The organism is Pseudomonas sp. S1_G07 (assembly GCF_054668565.1).
The window spans coordinates 5,484,072-5,508,940 of the sequence record NZ_CP162778.1 but is presented as its reverse complement, the minus strand read 5'-3'; the positions used below and the strand labels follow the sequence as shown (position 1 = coordinate 5,508,940).

General features: G+C 61.0%; 17 protein-coding genes. 10 read left to right on the top strand and 7 right to left on the bottom strand.

The genetic code is table 11. From position 1 onward, the window contains the following. Window positions 1-76: 76 nt before the first annotated feature. Window positions 77-1,105 (top strand): quinone-dependent dihydroorotate dehydrogenase, encoded by a 1,029-nt coding sequence (locus tag AB4O05_RS25045; RefSeq protein ID WP_460134760.1) that lies wholly within the window; start codon window positions 77-79, stop codon window positions 1,103-1,105. Between the two features lie 120 nt (window positions 1,106-1,225). Here AB4O05_RS25045 and rmf read toward each other — a convergent pair whose 3' ends face one another. After that, window positions 1,226-1,441: a ribosome modulation factor gene (gene rmf, locus AB4O05_RS25040; protein WP_002553055.1), complete on the bottom strand. Its 216-nt coding sequence runs from the start codon at window positions 1,439-1,441 to the stop codon at window positions 1,226-1,228. Window positions 1,442-1,985: 544 nt separating this feature from the next. On the opposite strand from rmf, the gene rlmKL reads away from it, so the two are divergent. The 5 genes from rlmKL (at window position 1,986) to AB4O05_RS25015 (ending at window position 9,690) form a co-directional block, all read left to right on the top strand. After that, window positions 1,986-4,250: a bifunctional 23S rRNA (guanine(2069)-N(7))-methyltransferase RlmK/23S rRNA (guanine(2445)-N(2))-methyltransferase RlmL gene (gene rlmKL, locus AB4O05_RS25035; protein WP_460134761.1), complete on the top strand. Its 2,265-nt coding sequence runs from the start codon at window positions 1,986-1,988 to the stop codon at window positions 4,248-4,250. Window positions 4,251-4,475: 225 nt separating this feature from the next. Continuing rightward, complete coding sequence (locus AB4O05_RS25030) at window positions 4,476-6,860, top strand: sensor domain-containing diguanylate cyclase (protein ID WP_460134762.1); 2,385 nt, start codon at window positions 4,476-4,478, stop codon at window positions 6,858-6,860. Between the two features lie 121 nt (window positions 6,861-6,981). Further along, window positions 6,982-7,419 (top strand): transposase, encoded by a 438-nt coding sequence (locus AB4O05_RS25025; protein ID WP_460135325.1) that lies wholly within the window; start codon window positions 6,982-6,984, stop codon window positions 7,417-7,419. 39 nt (window positions 7,420-7,458) lie between these two features. Further along, window positions 7,459-8,808: an IS110 family RNA-guided transposase gene (locus tag AB4O05_RS25020; protein ID WP_126587413.1), complete on the top strand. Its 1,350-nt coding sequence runs from the start codon at window positions 7,459-7,461 to the stop codon at window positions 8,806-8,808. A gap of 45 nt (window positions 8,809-8,853) precedes the next feature. Next, window positions 8,854-9,690 (top strand): IS3 family transposase, encoded by an 837-nt coding sequence (locus AB4O05_RS25015; protein ID WP_460137525.1) that lies wholly within the window; start codon window positions 8,854-8,856, stop codon window positions 9,688-9,690. A gap of 171 nt (window positions 9,691-9,861) precedes the next feature. Here the strand turns inward: AB4O05_RS25015 and dacB are convergent, their stop codons facing one another. Continuing rightward, the gene (dacB, locus tag AB4O05_RS25010; protein WP_460134764.1) at window positions 9,862-11,322 is read right to left on the bottom strand and encodes a D-alanyl-D-alanine carboxypeptidase/D-alanyl-D-alanine endopeptidase; all 1,461 of its coding nucleotides are present in this window, start codon (window positions 11,320-11,322) and stop codon (window positions 9,862-9,864) included. Window positions 11,323-11,558: 236 nt separating this feature from the next. On the opposite strand from dacB, the gene AB4O05_RS25005 reads away from it, so the two are divergent. After that, window positions 11,559-11,903, top strand: coding sequence for a YggL family protein (locus AB4O05_RS25005; protein WP_460134765.1), 345 nt, complete (start codon window positions 11,559-11,561; stop codon window positions 11,901-11,903). Between the two features lie 81 nt (window positions 11,904-11,984). Here the strand turns inward: AB4O05_RS25005 and AB4O05_RS25000 are convergent, their stop codons facing one another. Continuing rightward, complete coding sequence (locus AB4O05_RS25000; protein WP_460134766.1) at window positions 11,985-13,172, bottom strand: benzoate/H(+) symporter BenE family transporter; 1,188 nt, start codon at window positions 13,170-13,172, stop codon at window positions 11,985-11,987. A 225-nt stretch (window positions 13,173-13,397) separates the two neighbouring features. Here AB4O05_RS25000 and AB4O05_RS24995 point away from each other — a divergent pair, with 225 nt between their 5' ends. Then, window positions 13,398-14,162, top strand: a complete 765-nt coding sequence (locus AB4O05_RS24995; RefSeq protein ID WP_460134767.1) for a GntR family transcriptional regulator — start codon at window positions 13,398-13,400, stop codon at window positions 14,160-14,162. A 139-nt stretch (window positions 14,163-14,301) separates the two neighbouring features. On the opposite strand, the gene guaD is transcribed toward AB4O05_RS24995, so the two are convergent. From guaD to xdhA, 4 genes are all read right to left on the bottom strand, one after another. Further along, window positions 14,302-15,606, bottom strand: a complete 1,305-nt coding sequence (gene guaD / locus AB4O05_RS24990) for a guanine deaminase (protein WP_460134769.1) — start codon at window positions 15,604-15,606, stop codon at window positions 14,302-14,304. 7 nt (window positions 15,607-15,613) lie between these two features. Next, window positions 15,614-16,456 carry a xanthine dehydrogenase accessory protein XdhC gene (gene xdhC / locus AB4O05_RS24985; protein WP_460134770.1) on the bottom strand — a complete coding sequence of 281 codons (843 nt, stop codon included), beginning with the start codon at window positions 16,454-16,456 and terminating at the stop codon, window positions 15,614-15,616. 110 nt (window positions 16,457-16,566) lie between these two features. After that, window positions 16,567-18,966: a xanthine dehydrogenase molybdopterin binding subunit gene (gene xdhB / locus AB4O05_RS24980; protein ID WP_460134771.1), complete on the bottom strand. Its 2,400-nt coding sequence runs from the start codon at window positions 18,964-18,966 to the stop codon at window positions 16,567-16,569. Beyond that, window positions 18,959-20,407 (bottom strand): xanthine dehydrogenase small subunit, encoded by a 1,449-nt coding sequence (gene xdhA / locus AB4O05_RS24975; RefSeq protein WP_460134772.1) that lies wholly within the window; start codon window positions 20,405-20,407, stop codon window positions 18,959-18,961. The genes xdhB and xdhA overlap by 8 nt, the downstream gene beginning before the upstream one ends. Before the next feature lie 280 nt (window positions 20,408-20,687). On the opposite strand from xdhA, the gene AB4O05_RS24970 reads away from it, so the two are divergent. Together AB4O05_RS24970 and smc are read left to right on the top strand one after the other, a co-directional pair. Next, the gene (locus AB4O05_RS24970; protein WP_460134773.1) at window positions 20,688-21,347 is read left to right on the top strand and encodes a GntR family transcriptional regulator; all 660 of its coding nucleotides are present in this window, start codon (window positions 20,688-20,690) and stop codon (window positions 21,345-21,347) included. A gap of 2 nt (window positions 21,348-21,349) precedes the next feature. After that, window positions 21,350-24,838 (top strand): chromosome segregation protein SMC, encoded by a 3,489-nt coding sequence (gene smc / locus AB4O05_RS24965; RefSeq protein WP_460134774.1) that lies wholly within the window; start codon window positions 21,350-21,352, stop codon window positions 24,836-24,838. The last annotated feature ends 31 nt before the right edge of the window (window positions 24,839-24,869 follow it).

Below are 24,869 nucleotides of genomic sequence, written 5' to 3'. Positions count from 1 at the left end.
GCACGCCTCGCGTGCGGACGGCCACCCCGGCTATAATCGCCACCACTTTTCGCCGCCATCCGAGTCTAGCCCGCCCATGTATACCTTGGCCCGCCAGCTGTTGTTCAAACTTTCCCCGGAAACCTCCCACGATCTGTCCCTGGACCTGATCGGCGCCGGTGGCCGTCTGGGACTCAATGGCCTGGTATGCAAGGCCCCGGCAAAAATGCCGGTGTCGGTGATGGGGCTCGATTTCCCCAACCCGGTGGGGCTGGCCGCGGGCCTGGACAAGAACGGCGCGGCGATCGATGGTTTTGCGCAACTGGGTTTCGGTTTTGTCGAGATCGGCACCGTGACCCCGCGTCCGCAGCCAGGCAACCCCAAACCACGTATCTTCCGACTGCCGGAAGCCGAGGCGATCATCAACCGCATGGGCTTCAACAACCTGGGCGTCGATCACTTGCTGTCGCGGGTCCAGGCGGCGAAGTACAAGGGCATCCTGGGTATCAATATCGGCAAGAACTTCGATACTCCGGTTGAGCGTGCGGTGGATGACTACCTGATCTGCCTGGACAAGGTTTATGCCCACGCCAGCTATGTCACCGTTAACGTCAGTTCACCCAACACCCCGGGGCTGCGCAGCCTGCAGTTCGGCGACTCCCTCAAGCAACTGCTCGAAGCCTTGCGCCAGCGCCAGGAAGACCTGGCGGTGCGCCATGGCAAGCGCGTGCCCCTGGCGATCAAGATCGCGCCGGACATGAGCGACGAAGAAACCGTGCTGGTGGCCCAGGCCCTGATGGATTCCGGTATGGATGCGGTGATTGCGACCAACACCACCTTGAGCCGTGTCGGCGTCGAAGGCCTGGCCCATGGCGATGAAGCGGGCGGCCTGTCGGGCGCGCCGGTACGGGAAAAGAGCACTCATATCGTCAAGGTGCTGGCCGCTGAGCTGGCCGGGCGTCTGCCGATCATCGCGGTGGGCGGCATTACCGAAGGCAAGCACGCAGCCGAGAAGATCGCCGCTGGCGCAAGCCTGGTGCAGTTGTACTCCGGTTTCATCTACAAGGGCCCGGCGCTGATTCGTGAGGCGGTGGATGCCATTGCTGCACTGCCCCGTAACGTTTGATCAGCGGCCAATAAAAAGGGCTCCATAAAGGAGCCCCTGGGCCGAAGCCCGCCGCCCGGATGGGGCGTGCGTGGTTAAGTCTTATCTATTCGTGGTGGTGTCGGAATTAAATGCCCTTGATTAGCCGACGGCGTGAAGTTCGTTGAGTCTGTGGATTCCCGCAGTGCCAGTCATACCGTCCCAGTTGTCGCCGCGTCCTTCTCGCCAGCCGTTGATCCAGGCTTGGCGTACCGACGGTAGAGTAAATGGGCAAAGCTCACGGGATTTGCCATGAACGCCATATTGATATCCGCGTAAAAATGCTCTTTCCAACGGATCACGCTTAAGTCTTCTCATAGGGTGTTTCCCTCACTTGTTGACTGTCTTGATATCCTTCGGCCTCGTCTGAGGCCGGGCAGAGTTTTTCTGCCGTTGGTGGGCTCGCTGCCGGCGTGGCGAGCCGATGTGTCAGCGTCGTTACGGCGCCAACCTGTGTTGAGTTCTAACCAATAGGTCACATGGATTCAATGATCGTTTTGTCATAAGCACGTAACGATAACGATGCTATAGCCATAAGCTGCCCTGGCTTTTCGCCCCATTTATTGGGCAAAGCCAGCTATGATGCACCCTGCATAGAGGATGGGTTTAATCCTCCAGTGAGAATATCCTCCTGTTGCTGTCGGTTATTATTCGACGAAGGGTCGGAATATTTCTTTTTGTTGCTTTCTTATTGTTACCCAACAGTTCTCTCTGCCCCGTCACCAAAGGCCCAAGGGCCCGTCAGGCGGGGTGGGACGGCACATTCGTGCCACGCGAGCACTCTTCAAGAAAAGTGCTTGATTGAAAACCGAGCCGGTGATGCGTCGCCGCTCATTTATTGCTGAAAAGCCTGGAATGCCCCATGTCGGACCGTTTTGAACTCTTCCTCACTTGCCCCAAGGGCCTCGAAGGCCTGCTGATCGAGGAAGCCGTCGGGCTTGGCCTTGAGGAAGCCCGGGAGCACACCTCGGCCGTACGCGGCATGGCCGACATGGAAACTGCCTATCGCCTGTGCCTCTGGTCACGCCTGGCCAACCGGGTGTTGCTGGTGCTCAAGCGCTTCCCGATGAAGGACGCCGAGGACCTCTACCATGGCGTACTGGATATCGAATGGGCCGACCACATGGTCAGCGACGGTACTCTGGCAGTGGAGTTCAGCGGCCACGGCTCGGGCATCGACAACACCCACTTCGGTGCGTTGAAGGTCAAGGATGCGATCGTCGACAAGCTGCGCACGCCAAGTGGCGAACGCCCGTCCATCGACAAAATCAACCCGGACCTGCGCATCCACCTGCGCCTGGACCGTGGCGAAGCCATTCTGTCCCTTGACCTTTCCGGCCACAGCCTGCACCAGCGCGGCTACCGCCTGCAGCAAGGTGCGGCGCCGCTGAAGGAAAACCTGGCGGCCGCGATCCTGATCCGCGCCGGCTGGCCGCGTATTGCTGCCGAAGGCGGCGCGCTGACCGACCCGATGTGCGGTGTCGGTACCTTCCTGGTCGAAGGCGCGATGATTGCCGCCGACATGGCGCCCAACCTCAACCGCGAACTGTGGGGCTTCACCACCTGGCTGGGTCATGTCCCGGCGCTGTGGAAAAAACTGCACGCCGAGGCCACTGAGCGCGCGGCCATCGGCATGAACAAAACCCCGCTGTGGATCCGTGGCTACGAAGCGGACCCGCGTCTGATCCAACCCGCGCGCAATAACATCGAACGCGCAGGCCTGAGCCACTGGATCAAGGTGTACCAAGGCGAAGTCGGTACCTTTGAGCCGCGCCCGGACCAGAACCAGAAAGGCCTGGTGATCTGCAACCCACCCTACGGCGAGCGCCTGGGTGACGAAGCCAGCCTGCTGTACCTCTACCAGAACCTCGGCGAGCGTCTGCGCCAGGCGTGCATGGGCTGGGAAGCGGCGGTGTTTACCGGGGCGCCGGACCTGGGTAAGCGTATGGGCATCCGCAGCCACAAGCAGTATTCATTCTGGAACGGCGCCTTGCCGTGCAAATTGCTGCTGATCAAGGTCAACCCGGACCAGTTCGTCACCGGTGAGCGTCGCACCCCGGAACAGCGCCAGGCCGAACGCGAACAGGCCGCTTACGACCAGGCTCCGGCCGAGCCGCAAGAGCGTCAGTACAACAAGAACGGCAACCCGATCAAGCCAGCCCCGGCCCCGGTGGTCGAGCAGGCGCGCTTGAGCGAAGGCGGGCAGATGTTTGCCAACCGCCTGCAAAAGAACCTCAAGCTGCTGGGCAAGTGGGCCAAGCGTGAAGGCGTGGATTGCTACCGTGTGTACGACGCCGACATGCCGGAATATTCCATGGCCATCGACTTGTACCACGACTGGGTGCATGTTCAGGAATACGCCGCGCCGAAGTCCATCGACCCGGAAAAAGCCTCCGCGCGCATGTTCGATGCCCTGGCCGCCATTCCCCAGGCGCTGAACATCGACAAGAACCGCGTGGTGGTCAAGCGTCGCGAGCGCCAGAGCGGTACCAAGCAATACGAGCGCCAGAGCGCCCAAGGCAAATTCACCGAGGTCAGCGAAGGCGGTGTGAAGCTGCTGGTCAACCTCACCGACTACCTGGACACCGGCCTGTTCCTCGACCACCGCCCGATGCGCCTGCGCATTCAGAAAGAAGCGGCCGGCAAGCGCTTCCTCAACCTGTACTGCTACACCGCGACCGCCAGTGTGCATGCCGCCAAGGGCGGTGCGCGCAGCACCACCAGCGTCGACCTGTCCAAGACCTACCTGGACTGGGCACGTCGTAACTTCTCCCTCAACGGTTTCTCCGACAAGAACCGCCTGGAGCAAGGTGATGTGATGGCGTGGCTGGAAGCCAGCCGTGATGAGTTCGACATGATTTTCATCGACCCGCCGACCTTCTCCAACTCCAAGCGCATGGAAGGCATCTTCGACGTTCAGCGTGACCACGTACAGTTGCTCGACCTGGCCATGGCCCGCCTGGCACCGGGTGGCGTGCTGTACTTCTCGAACAACTTCCGCAAGTTCGCGCTTGAGGACAACCTCAGCGAACGCTATGCGGTCGAGGAAATCAGCGACAAGACCATCGACCCGGATTTTGCGCGCAATGCCAAGATCCACCGGGCGTGGAAAATCACCGCTCGCTGATAGCCCCCTGCAGGAGCGAGGGACGCCTAGTTCTTGCTCGCGAAAAACTCAATATCGACGCGTTTTTTCTGAATAAACGCGGCGTCTTCAAGTTCTTCGCGAGCAAGAACTAGGTGTCCCCTCGCTCCTACAGTTCTTTTGGCTGGTCAAATACTGGGCCGATGGCTATAACTTAAGGCCAAGCCAAAGTGACACCCCCGCACGCTGGCGTTGTGAGTGTTGCTTATGCCGTTGCAAGCTGTTCGCCCGAAAATCCTAGGCTTTATCAGTGAACAGGCGTCGGCTTGGCTGGTGGCATTAGTGGTGTTCCTGGCAGGGTGTGCCCTGACGCTCATCGTCGCCTGGGCAACGTCAGATCTTTACCAGCAACAGGTACGCCAACGCTTTCAGTTGCTGGTCAACGAGCGGTATGCGCGCCTGCAGGAGCGCTTCGAGGACCAGGAGCAACGCCTGAACAGCCTGCGGCGGTTTTTCGTCAACTCAAACGATGTGTCCCGCGAAGAGTTCGATGGTTTCGCCCAGCCCTTATTGTTGCGCACCCGTGCCTATGCCTGGGCACCCCGGGTGTTGCGCGAGCAGCGCGGCCCGTTTGAGCAAGAACAGTCCCGCCTGCTCGGTGAGCGCTTTGTGATCCGTGAGTTGAACGCGGCCGGCGAGTTGGCCCCAGCGCCCGAGCGCGATGAATATGTGCCGGTACTCTACAGCCAGACGCAAAGTCTGCTTGGCTCGCCCCTGGGCTTTGACCTGTTGGCCCAGCCCCTGCGGCGTTCGGTCCTTGAGCGCGCACAAGCAAGCGGCAAGCTGGAGGTGTCCCAACCGATGCAGTTGGTGGGCATAGAACCCGCCTATGCTACCGGGGTGTTACTGGTGGCGCCGGTCGTTTCCGAACATTCCCCCAGGGTGTTCCATGGCTACGTGATGGCAGTGATCAGCATGCGCCAACTGGTGGCCGACGGTTTACCCAGGCCAGAGCGGGATAACCTGGTGATGCAGATCGTCGACACCTCCGACCTGCAAAAACGCGTGTTGTACGTCTCCAGCAATCCCTTGGCCGACAGCGACCTGACCGCCATGCGCCGCCTCACCTTGGGCGACCATGTCTACGTCCTGACCCTGCGCCCGAGCCAGGTGTTCGAACAGGCCAACCGTTCCTCGTTGATCACGCTTATGGCCATGGGCGGATTGCTCAGCCTGTTGCTCGGCTCCTTGCTCTACGTGCTGGTCAGCCAGCGCCAGCGTGCCTTGAAAATGGTGGCGCAGCGCACCGCGCTGTTACGCCTGCGCGAGCAGGAGCTGCGCGGTGCCCACGGGCAATTGCGCAGCGTGCTGAATGCCGCCACCCAGGTTGCGATCATTGCGACCGACTTGCGCGGTGTCATTAATACGTTCAACGCCGGAGCCGAACACATGCTCGGGTTCACGGCCGAGCAGGTGGTGGGCAAGCTCACCCTTGAAAGCCTGCACCTGGCCTCGGAGCTGGAGACGCGCTCGGCCAGCCTGAGCGTGGCGCTGGGCAAGCACATTCCCGCCAGCCAGGCGATGCTGGTGGAAAGCCCCGACAACCTGCACGAAGCCCGTGAGTGGACCTTGACTCGCCAGGACGGCAGCCCATTGACCGTCACGATGTTGGCCACCGTGCTGCTCGACGATCATGGGTTGTGGGTCGGCTACCTGGCGATCTACCTGGATATCACCGAGCAAAAGCGTGCCTACGAAGCGCTGGCGGCCCGCGATCGCCTGCTGAAGAAGCTCAGCGCCCATGTGCCCGGCGGTATCTTCCAGTTCACCCTGGAACCCCAGAACAACTGGCGCTTCATTTATGCCAGCGACGGCATGCGCGACATTTATGAAATCGAAACAGCGGTATTGCAACAGGACGCGAAGCAGGTCTTCGAGCGTATCCACCCCCTGGATGCGGAGCGGGTACGCAGCTCGATTCGGTTGTCGGCGTTGCAGTTGAGCCATTGGCGCGAAGAGTACCGGGTGCTCTTGCCGCAACGGGGCCTGCGCTGGATTCGCGGCGAGGCCACCCCGGAAGAACTGCCCGGCGGGGGGACGCTGTGGCATGGCTACGTGTCGGATATTTCCGATCTCAAACGGGTGGAAGAAGAACTGCGTGCGCTGTCGATTACCGACTCTCTGACAGGGATTCATAATCGTCGCTATTTCCAGGACCGCCTCAAGATCGAAATGGCGCGGCTCAACCGGACATCCGGGGCATTGTCGGTGATCATGCTCGACATCGACCACTTCAAACGTATCAACGACAAGCATGGGCATGCGGTCGGCGATGGGGTGCTGCAGGAATTATGCAAACGCATCAGCCAACGCTTGCGCCGTACCGACGTCTTCTGCCGTTTGGGTGGCGAGGAGTTCATGGTGTTGTGCCCCAACACCGATGGCGAACAGGCCCGCATCCTGGCGCTGGAATTGTGGCAGTCGCTGCGCAATAACCCGATGCCCACGGTGGGCGTCGTTACCGCCAGCTTTGGTGTGGCCAGCTGGCGGATCGATGAAGACGTCGATGGGCTGCTGCTGCGCGCCGACTCAGCGGTGTACGCGGCCAAGCAGGCGGGCAGGGACCGGGTGGAAGCACAATGGGTATGGTGAGCGGGCAAGCCCTGATGACGTTCAGTTAAGGCTTTTTGTAGGAGCGAGGGTGAACTGGCCTAATGATTTTGGACACTTCAATCGGGCGCTATGATGGCGCCCAAATCTGAGGTGTTTGGATATGCGTAAATCTTATTCGAGTGAGTTCAAGCTCAAGGCTGCCAGCATGGTGCTGGACGAAGGCCAGCCGGTTACCGAGGTGTGTGCCAGTTTGGATATAGGCCCTACCGCCTTGCGTCGTTGGGTCGATCAGGTACGCAAAGAGCGTTTGGGCTCGACGCCGGTAGGCGCCAAGGCGATTACCGCCGACCAGCGAGAGATTCAGAGGCTCAAAGCCCTGCTCAGGGAGAAAGACCTGGACATCGAAATCCTAAAAAACCGCCTCCCCGGCGCTCCGCGGCCCATTGGATTAGAAACACTGCGTTCTACACTGATCTTACTGGACAGTGGTCGCTGGCTTTTTGGAGGCTTAGTCCCCGTCAAAAAACTTGACCCAGGGGAAGCTGCGGACCCGTTAGTGGTGGCACGTTCCGTGACCCCGTTTAGGAAGGTGATTTGATCCGAGTCCCCGTCCAGTTCAACTTGACTGGAGGTGCTCATGAAAAAGCATGATCTGAAGCAGCGTGGGTTACCGGTTATTCATGATTACGCAGCCGGCATTGATATTGGCTCACGCTTTCATGTGGTGGCCGTTCCTGCAGACCTGGCCAAAGAATCCGTTCAAACTTTCCAGGCCTTCACTGCCGATCTCGAGCGCATGGCCAACTGGCTGGTAAGTCTTGGGATAACGACGGTCGCCATGGAATCAACAGGCGTTTACTGGATTCCGGTTTACGAAATACTGGAAGCGCACGGCCTTCAGGTCGTACTCGCCAATGCGCGTGATGCCCGTGCGGTGCCAGGGCGCAAAACCGATGTGAATGATGCACAGTGGATTCAACGACTCCATGCATGTGGGCTGCTTCGAGCCAGCTTTCACCCTGATCGTGAGATTTCGGCTTTGCGCAGCTATTTGCGGCTGCGGGAGCGTCATCTCGATTATGCCGCGGCGCATATTCAGCACATGCAAAAAGCTCTCACGCACATGAACCTGCAATTGCATCACGTCGTGGCCGATATCACCGGCTTGTCGGGGATGCGGATAATTCGCGCCATCGTCGCAGGCGAGCGCAACCCCTCCTCGTTAGCGGCGCTGAGTGACAAGCGCTGCAAGGCAGGTGTTGATGTGATTGAGGCATCGCTGGTCGGCAACTACCAGCCCGAGCACGTTTTCGCTTTGACGCAGGCGCTGTCCATGTATGACGCTTATCAAGCGCAGCTACTGGTTTGCGACCAGCAGATTGCACAAACGTTGATTAAGCTCTCGCAGGAAAAGACATTGCCCGCTGAGCCGCTGCCAAAACCACGGCATAACACTCGGCAACCCAACGCGCTCAATTTCGATGTACGTACCTTGCTCTATCAACTGGTCGGTGTTGATCTGACCCAGATCCACGGCATCGGCCCCTACCTGGCTCTTCGGCTGGTCGCCGAGTGTGGCACGGATCTGAGTCGATGGCGGACTTGTCACCATTTCACTTCCTGGCTCACCCTTGCACCCGGCTGTCGCATCAGTGGCGGCAAGGTACTTTCGGCCCATACCCGCAAGACCAAAAATCGAGTGACCGCCCATCTGCGCTTAGCCGCAGTGACGGTCGGCAGAACCAATACCGCATTGGGGGCGTTTTATCGGCGGCTCGCGGCGCGAATCGGCAAAGCCAAGGCGGTCACGGCTACCGCTCGAAAGATCGCGATCCTGTTCTACAACGCCATGCGTTTCGGCATGAATTATCAAGACCCTGGAGCAGATCACTATGAGCAAAAATATCGCGAGCGAGTCGTCAAAGGCCTACACCGACGCGCGGCTGAGTTTGGTTTTACGCTGCAACCACTGGAGGGTGTTTCTTAGGAAGGCCAGTGCTCTCCTGCTTTTGGACGCCAAAGATCATTCACGCTGATCGATGAGCTGGACGAGCAGTACGGCGTTAATCGGTGTTGCCGGGCGTTCGGCGTCAACCGCAGCAGCTTTTACGCTTGGCGTCAGCGCCAAGGTAAGGCTAATCCTCAGCGAGAGAAGCTTAAAGCCGCGCTGGTCAAGCATCACAAGGCATCGCGGGCTTCTGCGGGAGCGAGGACTTTGGCGAAGGAGCTGCAAGAGAAAGGGCATCGCATCGGCCGGTACTTGGCTCGCAGCTTGATGCGCGAAGCGGGGATCGCCAGCCGCCAGCGCCGACGCCATAAGTACAAATCGCCCGGTGTGGAAGCTTTGGTGGCACCGCACGTGCTCAAACGTAAGTTTGATGTCACGGCGGTCAATCAGGTGTGGTGTGGCGACGTGACGTACATCAAGGTCGGCAAGCGATGGCTGTATTTCGCTGCGATTCTGGATTTGTTCGCCCGTCGGATCGTGGGCTGGTCGTTTTCGATGATTTCCGATGCCACGCTGACCTGCGAGGCTTTGCGGATGGCGGTTGAGCTCAGAGGTCGTCCTAAAGAGGTGCTGTTTCATTCAGACCAAGGCTGTCAGTACACCAGTCATAAGTTCAGGAATGAGCTGCTGGAGCATGGCCTGCGGCAAAGCATGAGCCGTAAAGGCGAATGCTGGGATAACGCTCCGATGGAGCGCTTCTTCGGAAGTTTGAAATCAGAGTGGGTGCCCGAGACGGGTTACGCATCAGAACATGAGGCCCGAGCGGACGTGCAGCGTTATGTCTCGCGCTACAACATCACCAGGCCTCACAGTTACAACGATTACCGGTCTCCGGTCGTCAGGGAGAGACTGGCGGCGTGAACCTTAAATGGTGTCCAAGAATACTTGACCAGTTCAGGGGGACGCCTAGTTCTTGCTCGCGAAGAACCCGAGAACGCTGCGGGGGATCAGGTTTCCCGCGTTATCGTTGACGTTTTTCGCGAGCAAGCTCGCTCCTACACACCGCCATCGCAGGCAAGCCCTTGTCATACCTCAGAGCACTGACGCAGCCGCCGTCAATTTAGGCTGGCGGTACAGGTCCAGCAGCACCTGGTCCAGCACAGAAGAGGCGCCCCATGGCTTTGGATCGTTGAGGATAGCCACCACCACCCAGGTATTGCCGTTGTTGTCGCGGCTGAACCCGGCGATGGCGCGCACGGTGTTCAAGGTGCCGGTCTTGACGTGGGCCTCACCGCGCATGGCGGTGGTCTTCAGGCGTTTGCGCATGGTGCCGTCGGTGCCTGCAATCGGCATCGAGCTGATGTATTCGGCAGCGTAGGGGCTTCTCCAGGCGGCTTGCAGCATGGCCGCCATCTCGCGGGCGCTGACCCGTTCGGCGCGGGACAGGCCGGAGCCGTTCTCCATCACCAGGTGCGGCGCGGTGATGCCTTTTTTCGCCAGCCACTGGCGCACGACGCGTTGCGCGGCCTTGGCATCGTCGCCATCGGCATCATTGCGAAACTGCGCGCCCAGGCTCAGGAACAGCTGCTGGGCCATGGTGTTGTTACTGTATTTGTTGATGTCGCGGATGATTTCCGCCAGGTCCGGCGAGAACGCCCGGGCCAGCACCTTGGCATTCTTGGGCACCTGCGCCTGGATATCACGGCCCTGGATACTGCCGCCCAACTCCTTCCAGATCGCGCGCACCGCACCGGCGGTGTAGGTGGCGTGGTCCAGCAATGACAGATACGTCTGTGAGCTGCAGCCATCGGCCAACTGACCGCTGACGGTAACGGTCACGCTGCCATCGGCGGCGGTAACAGGGTTGTAGCGCACATCACCGGTGCATTGCTTGGCGTTGGAGACCTTGACCTGGTTATCGATGTGAATGCTCTCAATCGGCGGCTCGACCGACACGAGCACGCGCCCGGAATCATTGCGGGTCACAAAACGCAAAGCCTTGAGATTGACCAGCAGGGCGTCGGGCTTGACCAGGAACGGCTTGTTCTCATCATTGCCGTCGTCATTGAACTCCGGCAATTGCGGCGGGATGAAGAAACCACGGTCCAGCACCAGGTCGCCGGTGACTTGCTGTACGCCGTTGGCGCGCAGGTCACGCATCAGCAACCAGAGTTTTTCCATGTTCAGCTTCGGGTCGCCACCGCCCTTGAGGTAGAGGTTACCGTGCAGCACACCACCGCTGAGGGTGCCGTCGGTGTAGAACTCGGTTTTCCACTGATGGTTGGGGCCAAGCATTTCCAGGGCCGCGTACGTGGTGACCAGCTTCATGGTGGAGGCCGGGTTCACCGACACGTCGGCGTTGAAGATGGTGGGAGTGCCAGGGCCGTTCAGGGGGATCATCACCAGGGACAGCGCGGTGTTTTGCATCTTGGCTTTGGCCAGCGCCTGCTGAACATTGGGGGGCAGGGTGTTGTTGATCGGGGCGGCGCTAACGGAGAAAGCCAGTGGCAATAGAAAGCCGGCAAGCAACAATGGGCGTAAAGACTTGATCATAAGAAGTGAAACCCTTCTGCTGAGGAGGGTGAAAAAGGCGAGGGGTATGGATGAAAATCCCTCAGTAGTCATGAAAGTGTCGGCATTATGCCCCAAGGTAACGGCACTTGTGGCTGAACGATAGCCGGGAATCAGCGTTTTTTTGCAGGTGACGTGCCGCCTGTCCCAGAGAGTCGGGCAATCGCCGTCTTAAACTGCTAAAGTGCCGCCCGTTATTACTTATGAGGATTGTTCCAATGGCGACTAACCGTTCCCAGCGTCTGCGCAAAAAACTGTGCGTAGATGAATTTCAAGAGCTGGGTTTCGAACTGAACCTGGACTTCAAAGAAGGCCTGAGTGAAGAAGCTATCGACGCTTTCCTCGAAGCATTCATCAAAGAAGCCATGGAAGCCAACGGTCTGGGCTATGTCGGCGGCGATGACTACGGTCTGGTTTGCCTGCAGAAGCGTGGCTCGGTATCCGAAGAGCAGCGCGCTGCTGTCGAAGCCTGGCTGAAAACCCGTTCCGAGCTGACCAAGGCTGAAGTCAGCCCGCTGCTGGACGTGTGGTACCCGGAAAAGCCGATCAATTCCAAGGATTGAAGCGGTAAGTTACAAGCCGCAAGCCGCAAGCTCATGCAGCTTGCAGCTTGCAGCTTGCAGCTTGCAGCTTGCAGCTAATCTTTACCTACGCCCGTTCAGAATCAGCAGCGTCAACACCCCCGCCACGATCCCCCAGAACGCCGAGCCGATGGAAAACAGCGTCAAGCCAGACGCAGTGACCATAAAGGTGATCAGCGCCGCTTCCCGTTCCTTCGGTTCATTCATGGCCACGCTCAAGCCATTGATGATCGAGCCAAACAGCGCCAATGCTGCAATCGATAGCACCAGCTCCTTGGGCAAAGCGGCGAACAGTGCCGCCAAGGTCGCGCCGAACACCCCGGCGATCCCGTAGAACACCCCGCACCAGACCGCCGCCGTGTAGCGCTTGTTACGGTCTTCGTGGGCATGGGGCCCGGTGCAGATCGCCGCGCTGATCGCCGCCAGGTTGATGCCGTGGGAGCCGAATGGCGCCAGCACCAGCGACGCCAGGCCGGTGACGGTAATCAGCGGCGAGGCCGGTACGCTATAGCCATCGGCCCGCAGCACCGCGACCCCAGGCATGTTCTGCGACGTCATCGCTACCACGAACAGCGGAATGCCGATGCTGATGGTCGCCGCCAATGAGAAGTGCGGCGTGGTCCACACCGGCGTCGCCACCTCCAGGTGAAAGCCGCTGAAATCCAGCAACCCCATCAGCCCCGACAGCGCGGTGCCGATCACCAGCGCAGCGAGCACCGCATAACGTGGCGACAGGCGCTTGATGATCAGGTAAGTGAAAAACATCCCCAGCACCAGGCCGGTGCGATGCTGCGCGGCGACGAAAATCTCGCTGCCGATCTTGAACAGAATCCCAGCCAGCAACGCAGCCGCCAGTGACGCCGGAATACGCCTGACCAGCTTTTCAAAGCTGCCGGTCATCCCGCAAATCGTCACCAGCACCGCGCAGGTGATGTAGGCCCCGATGGCCTCGCCATAGCTCACGCCGCCCAGGCTGGTGATCAACAGCGCCGCGCCCGGCGTGGACCAGGCGATGGTGATCGGCGTGCGATAGCGCAGCGACAGGCCGATGCTGCACACCGCCATGCCGATGGAGAGCGCCCAGATCCAGGATGAAATCTGCGCGGTGGTCAAGCCGGCGGCCTGGCCGGCCTGGAACATCAGCACCAGGGAGCTGGTGTAGCCGGTCATCATGGCGATGAAGCCGGCAACGATGGCCGCAGGTGAAGTGTCGGCCAGCGGGCGCAGCGGCGCTTGGGTGGCGTCGGTCATGGAGAGGTGTTCCTTTTACCTGGTTTTTGCCGGTGACGGCGCAGATTCAAGCCTAAACTCAAACGCAGCGACTCATTGCAATACAGCCGGGACCGCAAACAGCCGTACAGTGTGTTGGCGCAATGGGTTGTGTACAATGTGCGCTGTTTTCAGGTGATACTTGCCAGCGCGCCGGTGTTGCCGTATTACCGTCAATTCGCCGCCGTTCTCCCGACCCGAGTGCCCATGAACGAACAGTTGCAACCTCTCAAGAAACAACCGCGAGCCGGCAAGCCCGGTCGCAGCGGGACCCAGGACGATATCGTCTACGCGCATATCTTCGAGGCCATCCTCGAACAACGCCTGGCACCCGGCACCAAATTGAGCGAAGAGGCACTGGGCGAAATCTTCGGCGTCAGCCGCACCATCATTCGTCGCGCCCTGTCGCGCCTGGCCCATGAGGGCGTGGTGTTGCTGCGGCCCAATCGCGGTGCGGTGGTGGCCAGCCCAAGCGTGGAGGAAGCCCGCCAGGTGTTCCTGGCCCGGCGCCTGGTGGAGCGGGCAATCACTGAGTTGGCGGTGCAGCATGCCACGGCCGAGCAACTGGCCGAGTTGCGCCAGATGGTCAACGATGAGCGCGACAGCTTCTCCCGTGGCGATCGCGGCGCCGGTATCCGCCTCTCCGGCGAATTTCACCTCAAGCTGGCCGAGGCGGCGAAAAACGCACCGCTGATCAGCTTCCAACGCAGCCTGGTGTCCCAGACCTCGTTGATCATCGCCCAGTACGAAAGCGGCAACCGTTCGCACTGCTCCTACGATGAGCACACCCAGTTGATCGATGCGATCGAAGCGCGGGACGCGGCGCTGGCGGTGAACCTGATGATGCATCACATGGATCACATCGACAGCAAGCTCAACCTCGATGAGGAGAGTGCGTCGGATGATTTGCATGCGGTGTTCTCGCATCTGTTGCAGACCAAGAAGCCAGGGCGCTCGTCTATCAAGTTGTAATGTTCCGGGTTCGCCCTGGACAACATTGTGGGAGCGGGCTTGCTCGCGAATGCGGTGCGTCAGTCAACATTTTGGGTGACTGGCACCCTGCATTCGCGAGCAAGCCCGCTCCCACATTGGTTTGGCGCTGTATTTGAAATCAGCGTTGGTGCACCAGCTGGCCCGCCGCATACGTCTGCAACACCGTCCGATCATCCCCCAGCGTCATCAGCACAAACAACGTCTCGGCAATATCCTTGGCCTGCTTCAAGCGATAGCTGAGCAGCGGCGTGGCGTTGTAGTCCAGCACCAGAAAGTCCGCATCCGTGCCGGGGTGCAAGGTGCCGACTTTGTCCTCCAACCGCAGCGCTCGGGCACCGCCCAGGGTTGCCAGGTACAGTGACTTGAACGGGCTCAACCGCGCGCCCTGCAACTGCATGACCTTGTAGGCTTCGTTCAGGGTTTGCAGCAGCGAAAAGCTGGTGCCGCCGCCGACGTCGGTACCCAGGCCCACGTTCACGTTGTGCTTTTCTGCCATCGGCAGGTTGAACAAACCACTGCCCAGGAACAAGTTCGAGGTGGGGCAAAAGGCGATTGCGGAGCCGGTTTCCGCCAACCGCGCGCACTCCTCATCACACAGGTGCACGCCATGGGCAAACACCGAGCGTTCGCCTAGCAGCTTGTAGTGGTCATACACGTCCAGGTAGCCACTGCGCTCCGGGAACAACGCTTTCACCCACTCGACTTCCTGCTGGTTCTCGCTGATGTGGGTCTGCATGTACAGGTCGGGGTATTCCCCCAGCAGTTTCCCGGCCAGCGCCAGTTGTTCCGGTGTGCTGGTCGGCGCAAAGCGGGGCGTGACCGCGTAGTGCAGGCGGCCCTTGCCATGCCAGCGTTCGATCAGTGCCTTGCTTTGCTGGTAGCCGGATTCGGCGGTATCGGTGAGGTAGTCCGGGGCGTTGCGGTCCATCATCACCTTGCCGGCGATCATGCGCAGGTCGAGTTTCTGCGCCGCTTCAAAGAAGGCATTCACCGACTGCGGATGCACGCTGCCAAACACCAGTGCCGTGGTGGTGCCGTTGCGCAGCAGTTCCTTGATAAAAATAGCCGCCACTTCTTCGGCGTGGGCCTTGTCGGCGAACTGGCGTTCGCAGGGGAAGGTGTAGGTGTTGAGCCAATCCAGCAACTGCTCGCCATAGGCGCCGACCATGCCGGTCTGCGGCAGGTGGATATGGGTGTCGATCAGGCCAGGGGTGATCAGCGCGTTCTGGTAATGGGTGATGTCAATATCCGCCGGCAGGGTCGGCAACAGGTCGCTGGAATGACCGATGGCGCTGATCTGGCCGTTATCGATCACCAGCAGGCCGTCTTCGAAGTACTCGTAGGACGCTTCGATCCCAACGATGGCGGGGTCGGCGATGCTGTGCAGGATAGCGGCACGGTAGGCTTTGCGAGTCAAAGGCATGGTTATCTCAATTCGTGGCTTGGCTGCGGCGTGACACCGGCAACAGTTTGGCAATGGGTTCGGCGCCCGCAGTGTGCTGGCCGAAGTTGGCGTTATAAGTGGCGATGATTTCCCCGGCGATGGAGATGGCGATTTCCACCGGCAATTTGCCCTTCACCTCGCTGAGGCCCATGGGGCAGCGCATGCGTTGCAACTGCGCGGCGTCGAAGCCGCGATCGCGCAAGCGGTGTTCGAACTTGACGCGCTTGGTCTTCGAGCCGATCAGGCCGAAGTAGGCGAAGTCATTGCGTTTGAGCAGGGCGGCGGTGAGTTCCAGGTCCAGCGCGTGATTGTGGGTCATGACGATGCAGTAGCTGCCAACCGGCAGGTCGGCAATTTCGTCGACCGGCTCTTCGCTGACGATTTTACGCACGCCCTCGGGGATATGTTCCGGGAACTCCTGGTCACGCGAATCAATCCAGCGTACCCGGCACGGCAGGCTCGCCAGTAACGGCACCAACGCGCGGCCCACGTGGCCGGCACCAAACACGGCAATGTGCGCCTGCACCTGGCCCATGGGTTCGAACAGCAGCACGGTCACCCCGCCGCAGCACTGGCCCAGGCTGGCGCCGAGGCTGAAGCGCTCCAGGTGAGTGTGCTGCTGGCCACGCGCGAGCATGTCCCGGGCGATCTGCATCGCCTTGTATTCCAGGTGCCCGCCACCGATGGTGTCGAAGGTTCGGGCGGCGCTGATGACCATCTTCGAACCGGCGTTGCGCGGCGTGGAGCCGAGCTCTTCGATGATGGTGACCAGCACGCAGGGTTCGCCGCAGGTTTGCAGGTGGGCGAGGGCGCTGATCCAGTTGTTCATGTTTTCCTCAACATTTCTGTTGTCAGTTCGGCCGTCTTCGCGAGCAAGTCCCACATTTGGAATGCGTTCCCATGTGGGAGTGGGCTTGCTCGCGAAGGCAGTGCCTCGGTTTAGAGCGAAGCCATCTCGGTTTCAGTCTCAACAGACTTCGCCGCCTGCCACTGGCGCATCTGCTCACACCCCCACAACACCCGCTCCGGCGTGGCCGGCGCATCGATATTCGGCTGGTGGCGATAGTCCCCGAGGCTCGCCACCGCGTCCTTAATCGCGCACCACGACGCGATGCCCAGCATGAACGGCGGCTCGCCCACGGCCTTGGAATGGAACACCGTGTCCTCCGGGTTCTTGCGGTTTTCCACCAGTTTCACCCGCAGGTCCAATGGCATATCGGCCACGGCCGGGATCTTGTAGCTGGCCGGGCCGTTGGTCATCAGCTTGCCCTTGTCGTTCCACACCAACTCTTCCATGGTCAGCCAGCCCATGCCCTGGATGAAGCCGCCTTCGACCTGGCCGATGTCGATGGCCGGGTTCAGCGAGGCGCCCACGTCGTGGAGGATGTCGGTGCGCAGCATTTTGTATTCGCCGGTCAGGGTGTCGACGATCACTTCGCAGCAGGCCGCGCCGAACGCGAAATAGTAGAACGGCCGGCCACGGGACTGGCTGCGGTCATAGAAGATTTTCGGGGTCTTGTAGAATCCGGTGCTCGACAGCGACACCTGGGCGAAATAGGCCTGCTGGACCAGCGTCTCAAAGCTCAGGATGTGCTCGCGCACGCGCACATGGCCGTTGTGGAATTCCACATCGGCTTCGCTGACTTCGTACTTGCGCGCGGCGAATTCCACCAGGCGCTGCTTGATGGTTTCGGCGGCGTTCTGCGCGGCCTTGCCGTTCAGGTCCGCACCGCTGGAGGCGGCGGTCGGCGAGGTATTGGGGACCTTGTCGGTATTGGTGGCGGTGATCTGCACGCGGTCGATGTCGACCTGGAACACTTCGGCCACCACCTGGGCGACCTTGGTGTTCAGGCCCTGGCCCATTTCGGTACCGCCGTGGTTCAGGTGGATGCTGCCGTCGGTGTAGATATGGATCAGTGCACCGGCCTGGTTCAGAAAGCTGGCGGTGAAGGAAATACCGAACTTCACCGGGGTCAGGGCCAGGCCTTTTTTCAGGATCGGGCTGTTGGCGTTGTAGCGGCGAATCGCTTCGCGGCGCTCGGCGTATTGGCTGCTGGCTTCCAGTTCGGCGGTCATCTCTTCGAGCAGGTTGTGCTCGACGGTCTGGTAGTAGTGGGTGACGTTTCGCTCGGTCTTGCCGTAGTAGTTGGCCTTGCGCACCGCCAACGGATCCAGCGCCAGATGGCGGGCGATGCTATCCATGACTTCCTCGATGGCGACCATGCCTTGCGGGCCACCAAAGCCGCGATAGGCCGTGTTGGACGCGGTGTTGGTCTTGCAGCGATGGCCGTTGACCGTGGCATCGCCCAGGTAATACGAGTTGTCGGCATGGAACATCGCACGGTCGACAATCGAATTGGAGAGGTCCGGCGAGCAGCCGCAGTTGCCCGCCAGTTCCAGGTGGATACCGTGCAGGCGGCCGTTATCGTCGAAGCCCACGTCGTATTCGATATAGAAGGGGTGGCGCTTGCCGGTCATCAGCATGTCTTCGACCCGTGGCAGGCGCATCTTGGTCGGCTGGCCGGTGAGGCGCGCGACCACCGCGCACAGGCATGCCGGGCTGGCGGCCTGGGTTTCCTTGCCGCCGAAACCGCCGCCCATGCGCCGCATATCGACCACGATCTTGTTCATCGACACGTCCAGCACTTCGGCCACCAGCTTCTGCACTTCGGTGGGGTTTTGCGTGGAGCAGTAGACGATCATGCCGCCGTCTTCGGTGGGCATCACCGATGAAATCTGGGTTTCCAGGTAGAAGTGTTCCTGGCCGCCGATGTGCAGCGTGCCCTGGAGACGGTTTTTCGCCGTCGCCAGCGCGGTCGCCGAATCACCGCGTTGGTGGGTGTGGCTGTCGAGCACGAAGTGTTTCCTGCGGTAGGCCTCGACCACATCCAGCACCGGCTCCAGGTCCTGGTATTCGATCACGGCGGCCATCGCGGCTTTGCGTGCGGTCTCCAGGTCGCGGGCGGCCACGGCCAGCACCACCTGGCCGACGAACTGTACCGTGTCGATGGCCAGCAACGGGTCGCCGGGCAACAGCGGGCCGATGTCCTTCAGGCCGGGTACGTCTTCGTGGGTGATGACGATGCGCACGCCGTCGAAGGCGTAGCAGGGCGTGGTGTCGATACTGATGATCTGCGCGTGAGCGCGGTCGGACAGGCGCGCATACAGGTGCAACTGGTTGGGGAATTCCAGGCGGTCATCGATGTACTGCGCCTCGCCGCTGACGTGCTTGGCGGCGCTGTCATGCTTGACGCTGCGACCGACTCCGCAGGTCAGGTCCTGGGCGAACAGCGCGGCCAGTTCGGCCTGGGTTTTTTCCACGGCGTGATGGTTAGACATAAGCGGTCACCCGAGTCTCGATGTGCGGCGTTTGCAGTTCGATGAAGTATTTACGCAGCAGATTCTGCGCGCTGAGCAGGCGGTATTCCTTGCTGGCGCGAAAGTCCGACAGCGGAGTGAAGTCCTCGGCCAGGGCCGCGCAGGCTTTTTCCACGGTGGCGCAATTCCAGGTAGCGCCGACCAATGCGGCCTCGCAGTTTTTTGCGCGTTTTGGCGTGGCGGCCATGCCACCGAAGGCGACACGGGCTGCGCGGATCACGCCGTTATCGAGCGTCAGGTTGAAGGCTGCGCACACGGCGGAAATATCATCGTCCAGGCGCTTGGAGACCTTGTAGGCCCGGAACAGTGCGTGGCCCTTGGGTACGATGATTTTCTCGATGAATTCGCTGTCCTGGCGCGCGGTGACACGGTAGTCGACGAAGTAGTCTTCCAGCGCCAGGGTACGGCGGGTCTCGCCCTTGCGCAGCACGATCTGCGCGCCCAGGGCGATCAGCAGCGGTGGCGAATCGCCGATGGGCGAGGCATTGCCGATATTACCGCCCAAGGTGCCCTGGTTGCGGATTTGCAGCGAGGCGAAGCGGTGCAGCAGCTCGCCGAAGTCCGGGTAGGCGTGATGCAGCGCTTCATAGCAATCGGAGAGGGCGGTGGCGGCGCCGATTTCCAGGCGGTCGTCGAAGCTTTCGACGCGCTTCATCTCTTCGATGTTGCCGACGTAGATCATCACCGGCAGGGTGCGATGCATCTGCGTGACTTCCAGCGCCAGGTCGGTGCCGCCGGCCAGCAGCCGGGCCTGGGGGTAGGCATCGTAGAGGTCGGCCAGGTCGGCCACGGTGAGCGGCACCAGGCAACGCTTGTCACCGCTGTTCAGCTCGCCGGTCTGCGTTGGCGCGATGGCTTTGAGGCGAGCGATGGTTTCGGCCTGGCGGCTGTCGAACTGGTCCAGGGGTTTATTGCAGCAGGCCTGTTCGGCGGCGGCGAGAATCGGGCGATAACCGGTGCAACGGCACAGGTTGCCAGCCAGGGCTTCATGGGCTTTCTGGCTGTCGGGGGCGTTGCTGTTCTTTTGCAGGGCGAACAACGACATCACGAAACCTGGGGTGCAAAAGCCGCATTGCGAACCGTGGCACGCGACCATGGCCTGTTGCACGCTGTGCAGCTGGCCCTGGTGCTTGAGGTCTTCGACGCTGATCAATTGTTTGCCGTGCAATGACGACACAAAGGTCAGGCATGAGTTGAGGCTGCGATAACGGATCTGCTCGGCGCCTTGCTCGTCCGCATGCAGCTCGCCGACCACCACGGTGCACGCACCGCAGTCGCCGCTGGCGCAGCCTTCCTTGGTGCCGGATTTGCCCAAGTGCTCGCGCAGATAGTCGAGCACGGTCACGTTGGGGTCCAGGGCGTGCTCGCTACGGAGTTCCTGGTTGAGTAAAAACTGGATCACGGAAGGCCTCGCAGACTCATTATTGTTGTTAACCGCTTTGCGCCGAATCTAGTCATGTCTGACTTTTCGGTCAATTGTTTTCTGACTTAAGGGTCAAGAAAATGCGCTGACAACACATTCAATTATGGTCCAGTCTTCTGGAACCGGCGTTTTTGGCGGCTTGTGGCTGTTCACGGTTGCTTATTTCATGCCAAATTCGCCCCCCTGGGCGTAGCGCCATCAGGGGGCCAATGCGCTACACTGCCGCGCTTGTACCGATAGAAGATTTTGAAGGGAAAACATGACGTTCAAGGCGCCGGACAGTCTCGCCGAGCAAATCGCTCATCACCTCGCCGAACGCATCATTCGCGGCGATCTCAAGCCTGGGGAACGGATCCAGGAACAGAAAGTCACGCTGGCGCTCAATGTCAGCCGTGGCTCCGTGCGCGAAGCCCTGCTGATCCTCGAACGCCGTCACCTCATCGCGATCCTGCCGCGCCGTGGCGCCCACGTCACTGAACTCACCGCGCACAAGGTGCAGAGCCTGTGCACGTTGATGAGCGAGCTGTATATCCTGCTGGGCAATGCGGTCGCCCAGGGCTGGCAGACCCAGGCCGATATGGCGCCGTTCGTACAGATCCAGCAGCGCCTGGTGGGCAATTTCGAGCGTCAGGACATCCGTGCCTTTGTCGAAGAATGCTTCAACGTGATGCGCGCCGCGTACCCGTTTGCCAATAACCCGTACCTGCAGGAAACCGTCGAGAATCTGCAACCGGCGATGAACCGCGCCTATTACCTGGCCCTGGATCAGCGCAAGGCCTCCATGAGCGAGTACCTGGCGTTGTTCGAGCAACTGCTCGCCGCCGTGCTGGACCGTGACCTGCCGCGGATTCGCCAGGTGCTGTCGGCCTACTGCCAGCGCAGCAGCTCGCTGGTCATCGCTGCGTTGACGGGCGCCTAAGCGTGCGGCTCAAGTGCATCAAACTGGCGGGGTTCAAATCCTTCGTCGACCCGACCACGGTGAACTTCCCCAGCAACATGGCGGCAGTGGTCGGGCCCAATGGCTGCGGCAAGTCGAACATCATCGACGCCGTTCGCTGGGTGATGGGCGAGAGCTCGGCAAAAAACCTGCGCGGCGAGTCGATGACCGATGTCATCTTCAACGGCTCCACCAGCCGCAAGCCGGTGAGCCAGGCCAGCATTGAACTGGTGTTCGATAACTCCGACGGCACGTTGATCGGCGAATACGCGGCCTATGCGGAAATCTCCATCCGCCGCAAGGTCACGCGCGACAGCCAGAACAGTTACTTCCTCAATGGCACCAAGTGCCGGCGCCGCGACATCACCGACATTTTCCTCGGCACCGGCCTGGGCCCGCGCAGCTACTCGATCATCGAGCAGGGCATGATCTCCAAGCTGATCGAAGCCAAGCCCGAAGACCTGCGCAACTTTATCGAGGAAGCGGCCGGCATCTCCAAGTACAAGGAACGCCGCCGCGAGACCGAAAACCGCATCCGCCGCACCCATGAGAACCTCGCCCGCCTGACCGACCTGCGCGAAGAGCTGGAGCGCCAGTTGGAGCGCCTGCACCGCCAGGCGCAGGCGGCCGAGAAGTATCAGGAGTACAAGGGCGAGGAGCGCCAGCTCAAGGCTCAACTGTCGGCCCTGCGCTGGCAGGCGCTGAATGACCAGGTCGGCCAGCGCGAAGCGATCATCGGCACCCAGGAAATCAGCTTTGAAGCCCTGGTGGCCGAGCAGCGCAACGCCGACGCCAGCATCGAGCGCCTGCGTGACGGGCACCATGACCTGTCCGAGCGCTTCAATCTGGTGCAGGGCCGCTTCTATTCGGTGGGCGGCGATATCGCCCGCGTGGAGCAGAGCATCCAGCACGGCCAGCAGCGCCTGCGCCAGTTGCAGGATGACCTCAAGGAAGCCGAACGCGCGCGCCTGGAGACCGAGTCCCACCTGGGGCACGACCGCACCTTGCTGCTGACCCTCGGCGAAGAGCTGGACATGCTCACCCCCGAGCAGGAGATCACCAGCGCCGCCGCCGAAGAAGCCGCCGCCGCCCTGGAAGAAGCGGAAACCACCATGCACGGCTGGCAGGAACAGTGGGACGCCTTCAACCTGCAGTCGGCCGAACCGCGCCGCCAGGCCGAGGTGCAGCAATCACGCATCCAGCAACTGGAAACCAGCATGGAGCGCCTGGCCGAACGCCAGCGTCGCCTGCAGGAAGAGCGCGTGCTGCTCGCCGCCGACCCGGAAGACGCGGCGATCATGGCGCTGAACGAGCAACTGGCCGAAAGCGAAATGACCCTGGAAGAGCTCGAGGCCAGCGAAGAACAGCAAGTGGAGCGCCTGGAACATCTGCGCCAGCAGCTGCAACAGGCGACCCAGGCCCAACAGCAGGCCCAGGGCGATTTGCAGCGCCTCAACGGCCGGCTGGCCTCCCTGGAAGCCTTGCAGCAAGCCGCGCTGGACCCAGGCACCGGCACCGCCGAATGGCTGCGCGACCAGCACCTGGCCGAGCGCCCGCGCCTGGCGGAAGGCTTGAAGGTGGAAGCGGGTTGGGAACTGGCGGTGGAAACCGTCTTGGGCGCCGACCTGCAAGCGGTGCTGGTGGATGATTTTGGCGGCTTTGACCTGGCCGGGTTTGCCCAGGGCGATCTGCGTCTGCTCAGCCCCGCCGCCGATGGCGCGCGGGTGCCGGGCAGCCTGCTGGACAAGGTCGAGGCCGCGATTGATCTGTCGCCCTGGTTGGGTCAGGTCAAGCCGGTTGAATCGCTTGAGCAGGCGTTGGCGCAGCGCAGCCAGTTGGCCGCTGGCGAGAGCCTGATCAGCCGCGACGGTTATTGGGTCGGCCGCCATTTCCTGCGGGTGCGTCGTGCCAGTGAAGCAGAAAGCGGCGTATTGGCCCGTGGCCAGGAAATCGTCAACCTGATTGCCGAGCGTGAAGAGCGCGAAGCCACCCTCGACAGCCTGGAAACCGAACTGCAAACCCTGCGCGCCACCCAGCGCCAGCAAGAGACCGGCCGCGAACACCTGCGTCGCCTGTTACAGGACGAAGCGCGCCAGCAAGGCGAATTGAAGGCCCAGTTGTCGGCGAGCAAGGCCAAGGCCGAGCAACTGACCCTGCGTCGCACCCGTCTCGACGAAGAAGTGGCGGAGATGGGCGAGCAGCGTGCGTTGGAGCACGAACAGATCGGCGAGGCGCGCCTGCACTTGCAGGAAGCCCTCGACAGCATGGCCTTGGACACCGAGCAGCGCGAACAACTGCTGGCCCAGCGCGACAACCTGCGCGAACGCCTCGACCGCGTGCGCCAGGAAGCCCGTCAGCACAAGGACCACGCGCACCAATTGGCGGTGCGCCTCGGCTCGTTGCGCGCCCAGCACGACTCCACGCGCCAGGCGCTCGAACGCCTGGAAATGCAGTCCGAACGCCTGACCGAAAAGCGCGAGCAACTGAGCCTCAACCTGGAGGAGGGCGAAGCGCCGCTTGAAGAGTTGCGCCTCAAGCTCGAAGAGTTGCTCGACAAGCGCATGACCGTCGACGAAGAACTCAAGACCGCGCAGATCGCCCTGGAAGACGCCGACCGTGAGCTGCGCGACGCCGAGAAGCGCCGGACCCAGGCCGAGCAACAGTCCCAACTGATCCGTGGCCAGCTCGAACAGCAGCGCATGGAATGGCAAGCCCTGACCGTGCGGCGCAAAACCTTGCAAGACCAATTGCTCGAAGACGGCTACGACCTGCATGGCGTGCTCAACACCCTGACTGCCCAGGCCAACGAGAAAGACGCCGAAGAAGAACTTGAGCGGATTGCCGCGCGTATCCAAAGGCTCGGCGCGATCAACCTCGCCGCCATCGACGAATACCAGCAACAATCGGAGCGTAAACGTTATCTGGATGCTCAGGACGCCGACCTGGTCGAAGCCCTGGACACCTTGGAAAACGTGATCCGCAAGATCGACAAGGAAACCCGTAACCGCTTCAAGGATACCTTTGATCAGATTAATGGCGGTTTACAGGCGTTATTTCCAAAAGTTTTCGGCGGTGGCAGCGCTTACTTGGAACTGACGGGCGAAGATCTACTCGATACAGGGGTAACGATCATGGCGCGGCCTCCGGGCAAGAAGAACAGCACCATCCATTTGTTGTCCGGCGGCGAAAAGGCCCTGACCGCATTGGCCCTGGTATTTGCCATCTTCAAGTTGAACCCGGCGCCGTTCTGCATGCTCGACGAAGTGGACGCACCCTTGGATGACGCTAACGTTGGCCGCTACGCGCGACTGGTCAAGGAGATGTCCCAGACCGTGCAGTTCATCTACATCACCCACAACAAGATCGCCATGGAAATGGCCGATCAACTGATGGGGGTGACGATGCATGAACCGGGCTGTTCGCGGTTGGTCGCGGTGGATGTGGAAGAAGCGATGAAGATGGTGGACGCCTAGCGGCGAGCTGTGAGCTGCAAGTTATAAGCTG

Bases quoted from the DNA above. Each gene is read 5' to 3' on its own strand.
- AB4O05_RS25045 (WP_460134760.1), top strand. From the start codon at position 77: ATGTATACCTTGGCCCGCCAGCTGTTGTTCAAACTTTCCCCGGAAACC.
- rmf (WP_002553055.1), bottom strand. From the start codon at position 1,441: ATGAGAAGACTTAAGCGTGATCCGTTGGAAAGAGCATTTTTACGCGGA.
- rlmKL (WP_460134761.1), top strand. From the start codon at position 1,986: ATGTCGGACCGTTTTGAACTCTTCCTCACTTGCCCCAAGGGCCTCGAA.
- AB4O05_RS25030 (WP_460134762.1), top strand. From the start codon at position 4,476: ATGCCGTTGCAAGCTGTTCGCCCGAAAATCCTAGGCTTTATCAGTGAA.
- AB4O05_RS25025 (WP_460135325.1), top strand. From the start codon at position 6,982: ATGCGTAAATCTTATTCGAGTGAGTTCAAGCTCAAGGCTGCCAGCATG.
- AB4O05_RS25020 (WP_126587413.1), top strand. From the start codon at position 7,459: ATGAAAAAGCATGATCTGAAGCAGCGTGGGTTACCGGTTATTCATGAT.
- dacB (WP_460134764.1), bottom strand. From the start codon at position 11,322: ATGATCAAGTCTTTACGCCCATTGTTGCTTGCCGGCTTTCTATTGCCA.
- AB4O05_RS25005 (WP_460134765.1), top strand. From the start codon at position 11,559: ATGGCGACTAACCGTTCCCAGCGTCTGCGCAAAAAACTGTGCGTAGAT.
- AB4O05_RS25000 (WP_460134766.1), bottom strand. From the start codon at position 13,172: ATGACCGACGCCACCCAAGCGCCGCTGCGCCCGCTGGCCGACACTTCA.
- AB4O05_RS24995 (WP_460134767.1), top strand. From the start codon at position 13,398: ATGAACGAACAGTTGCAACCTCTCAAGAAACAACCGCGAGCCGGCAAG.
- guaD (WP_460134769.1), bottom strand. From the start codon at position 15,606: ATGCCTTTGACTCGCAAAGCCTACCGTGCCGCTATCCTGCACAGCATC.
- xdhC (WP_460134770.1), bottom strand. From the start codon at position 16,456: ATGAACAACTGGATCAGCGCCCTCGCCCACCTGCAAACCTGCGGCGAA.
- xdhB (WP_460134771.1), bottom strand. From the start codon at position 18,966: ATGTCTAACCATCACGCCGTGGAAAAAACCCAGGCCGAACTGGCCGCG.
- AB4O05_RS24970 (WP_460134773.1), top strand. From the start codon at position 20,688: ATGACGTTCAAGGCGCCGGACAGTCTCGCCGAGCAAATCGCTCATCAC.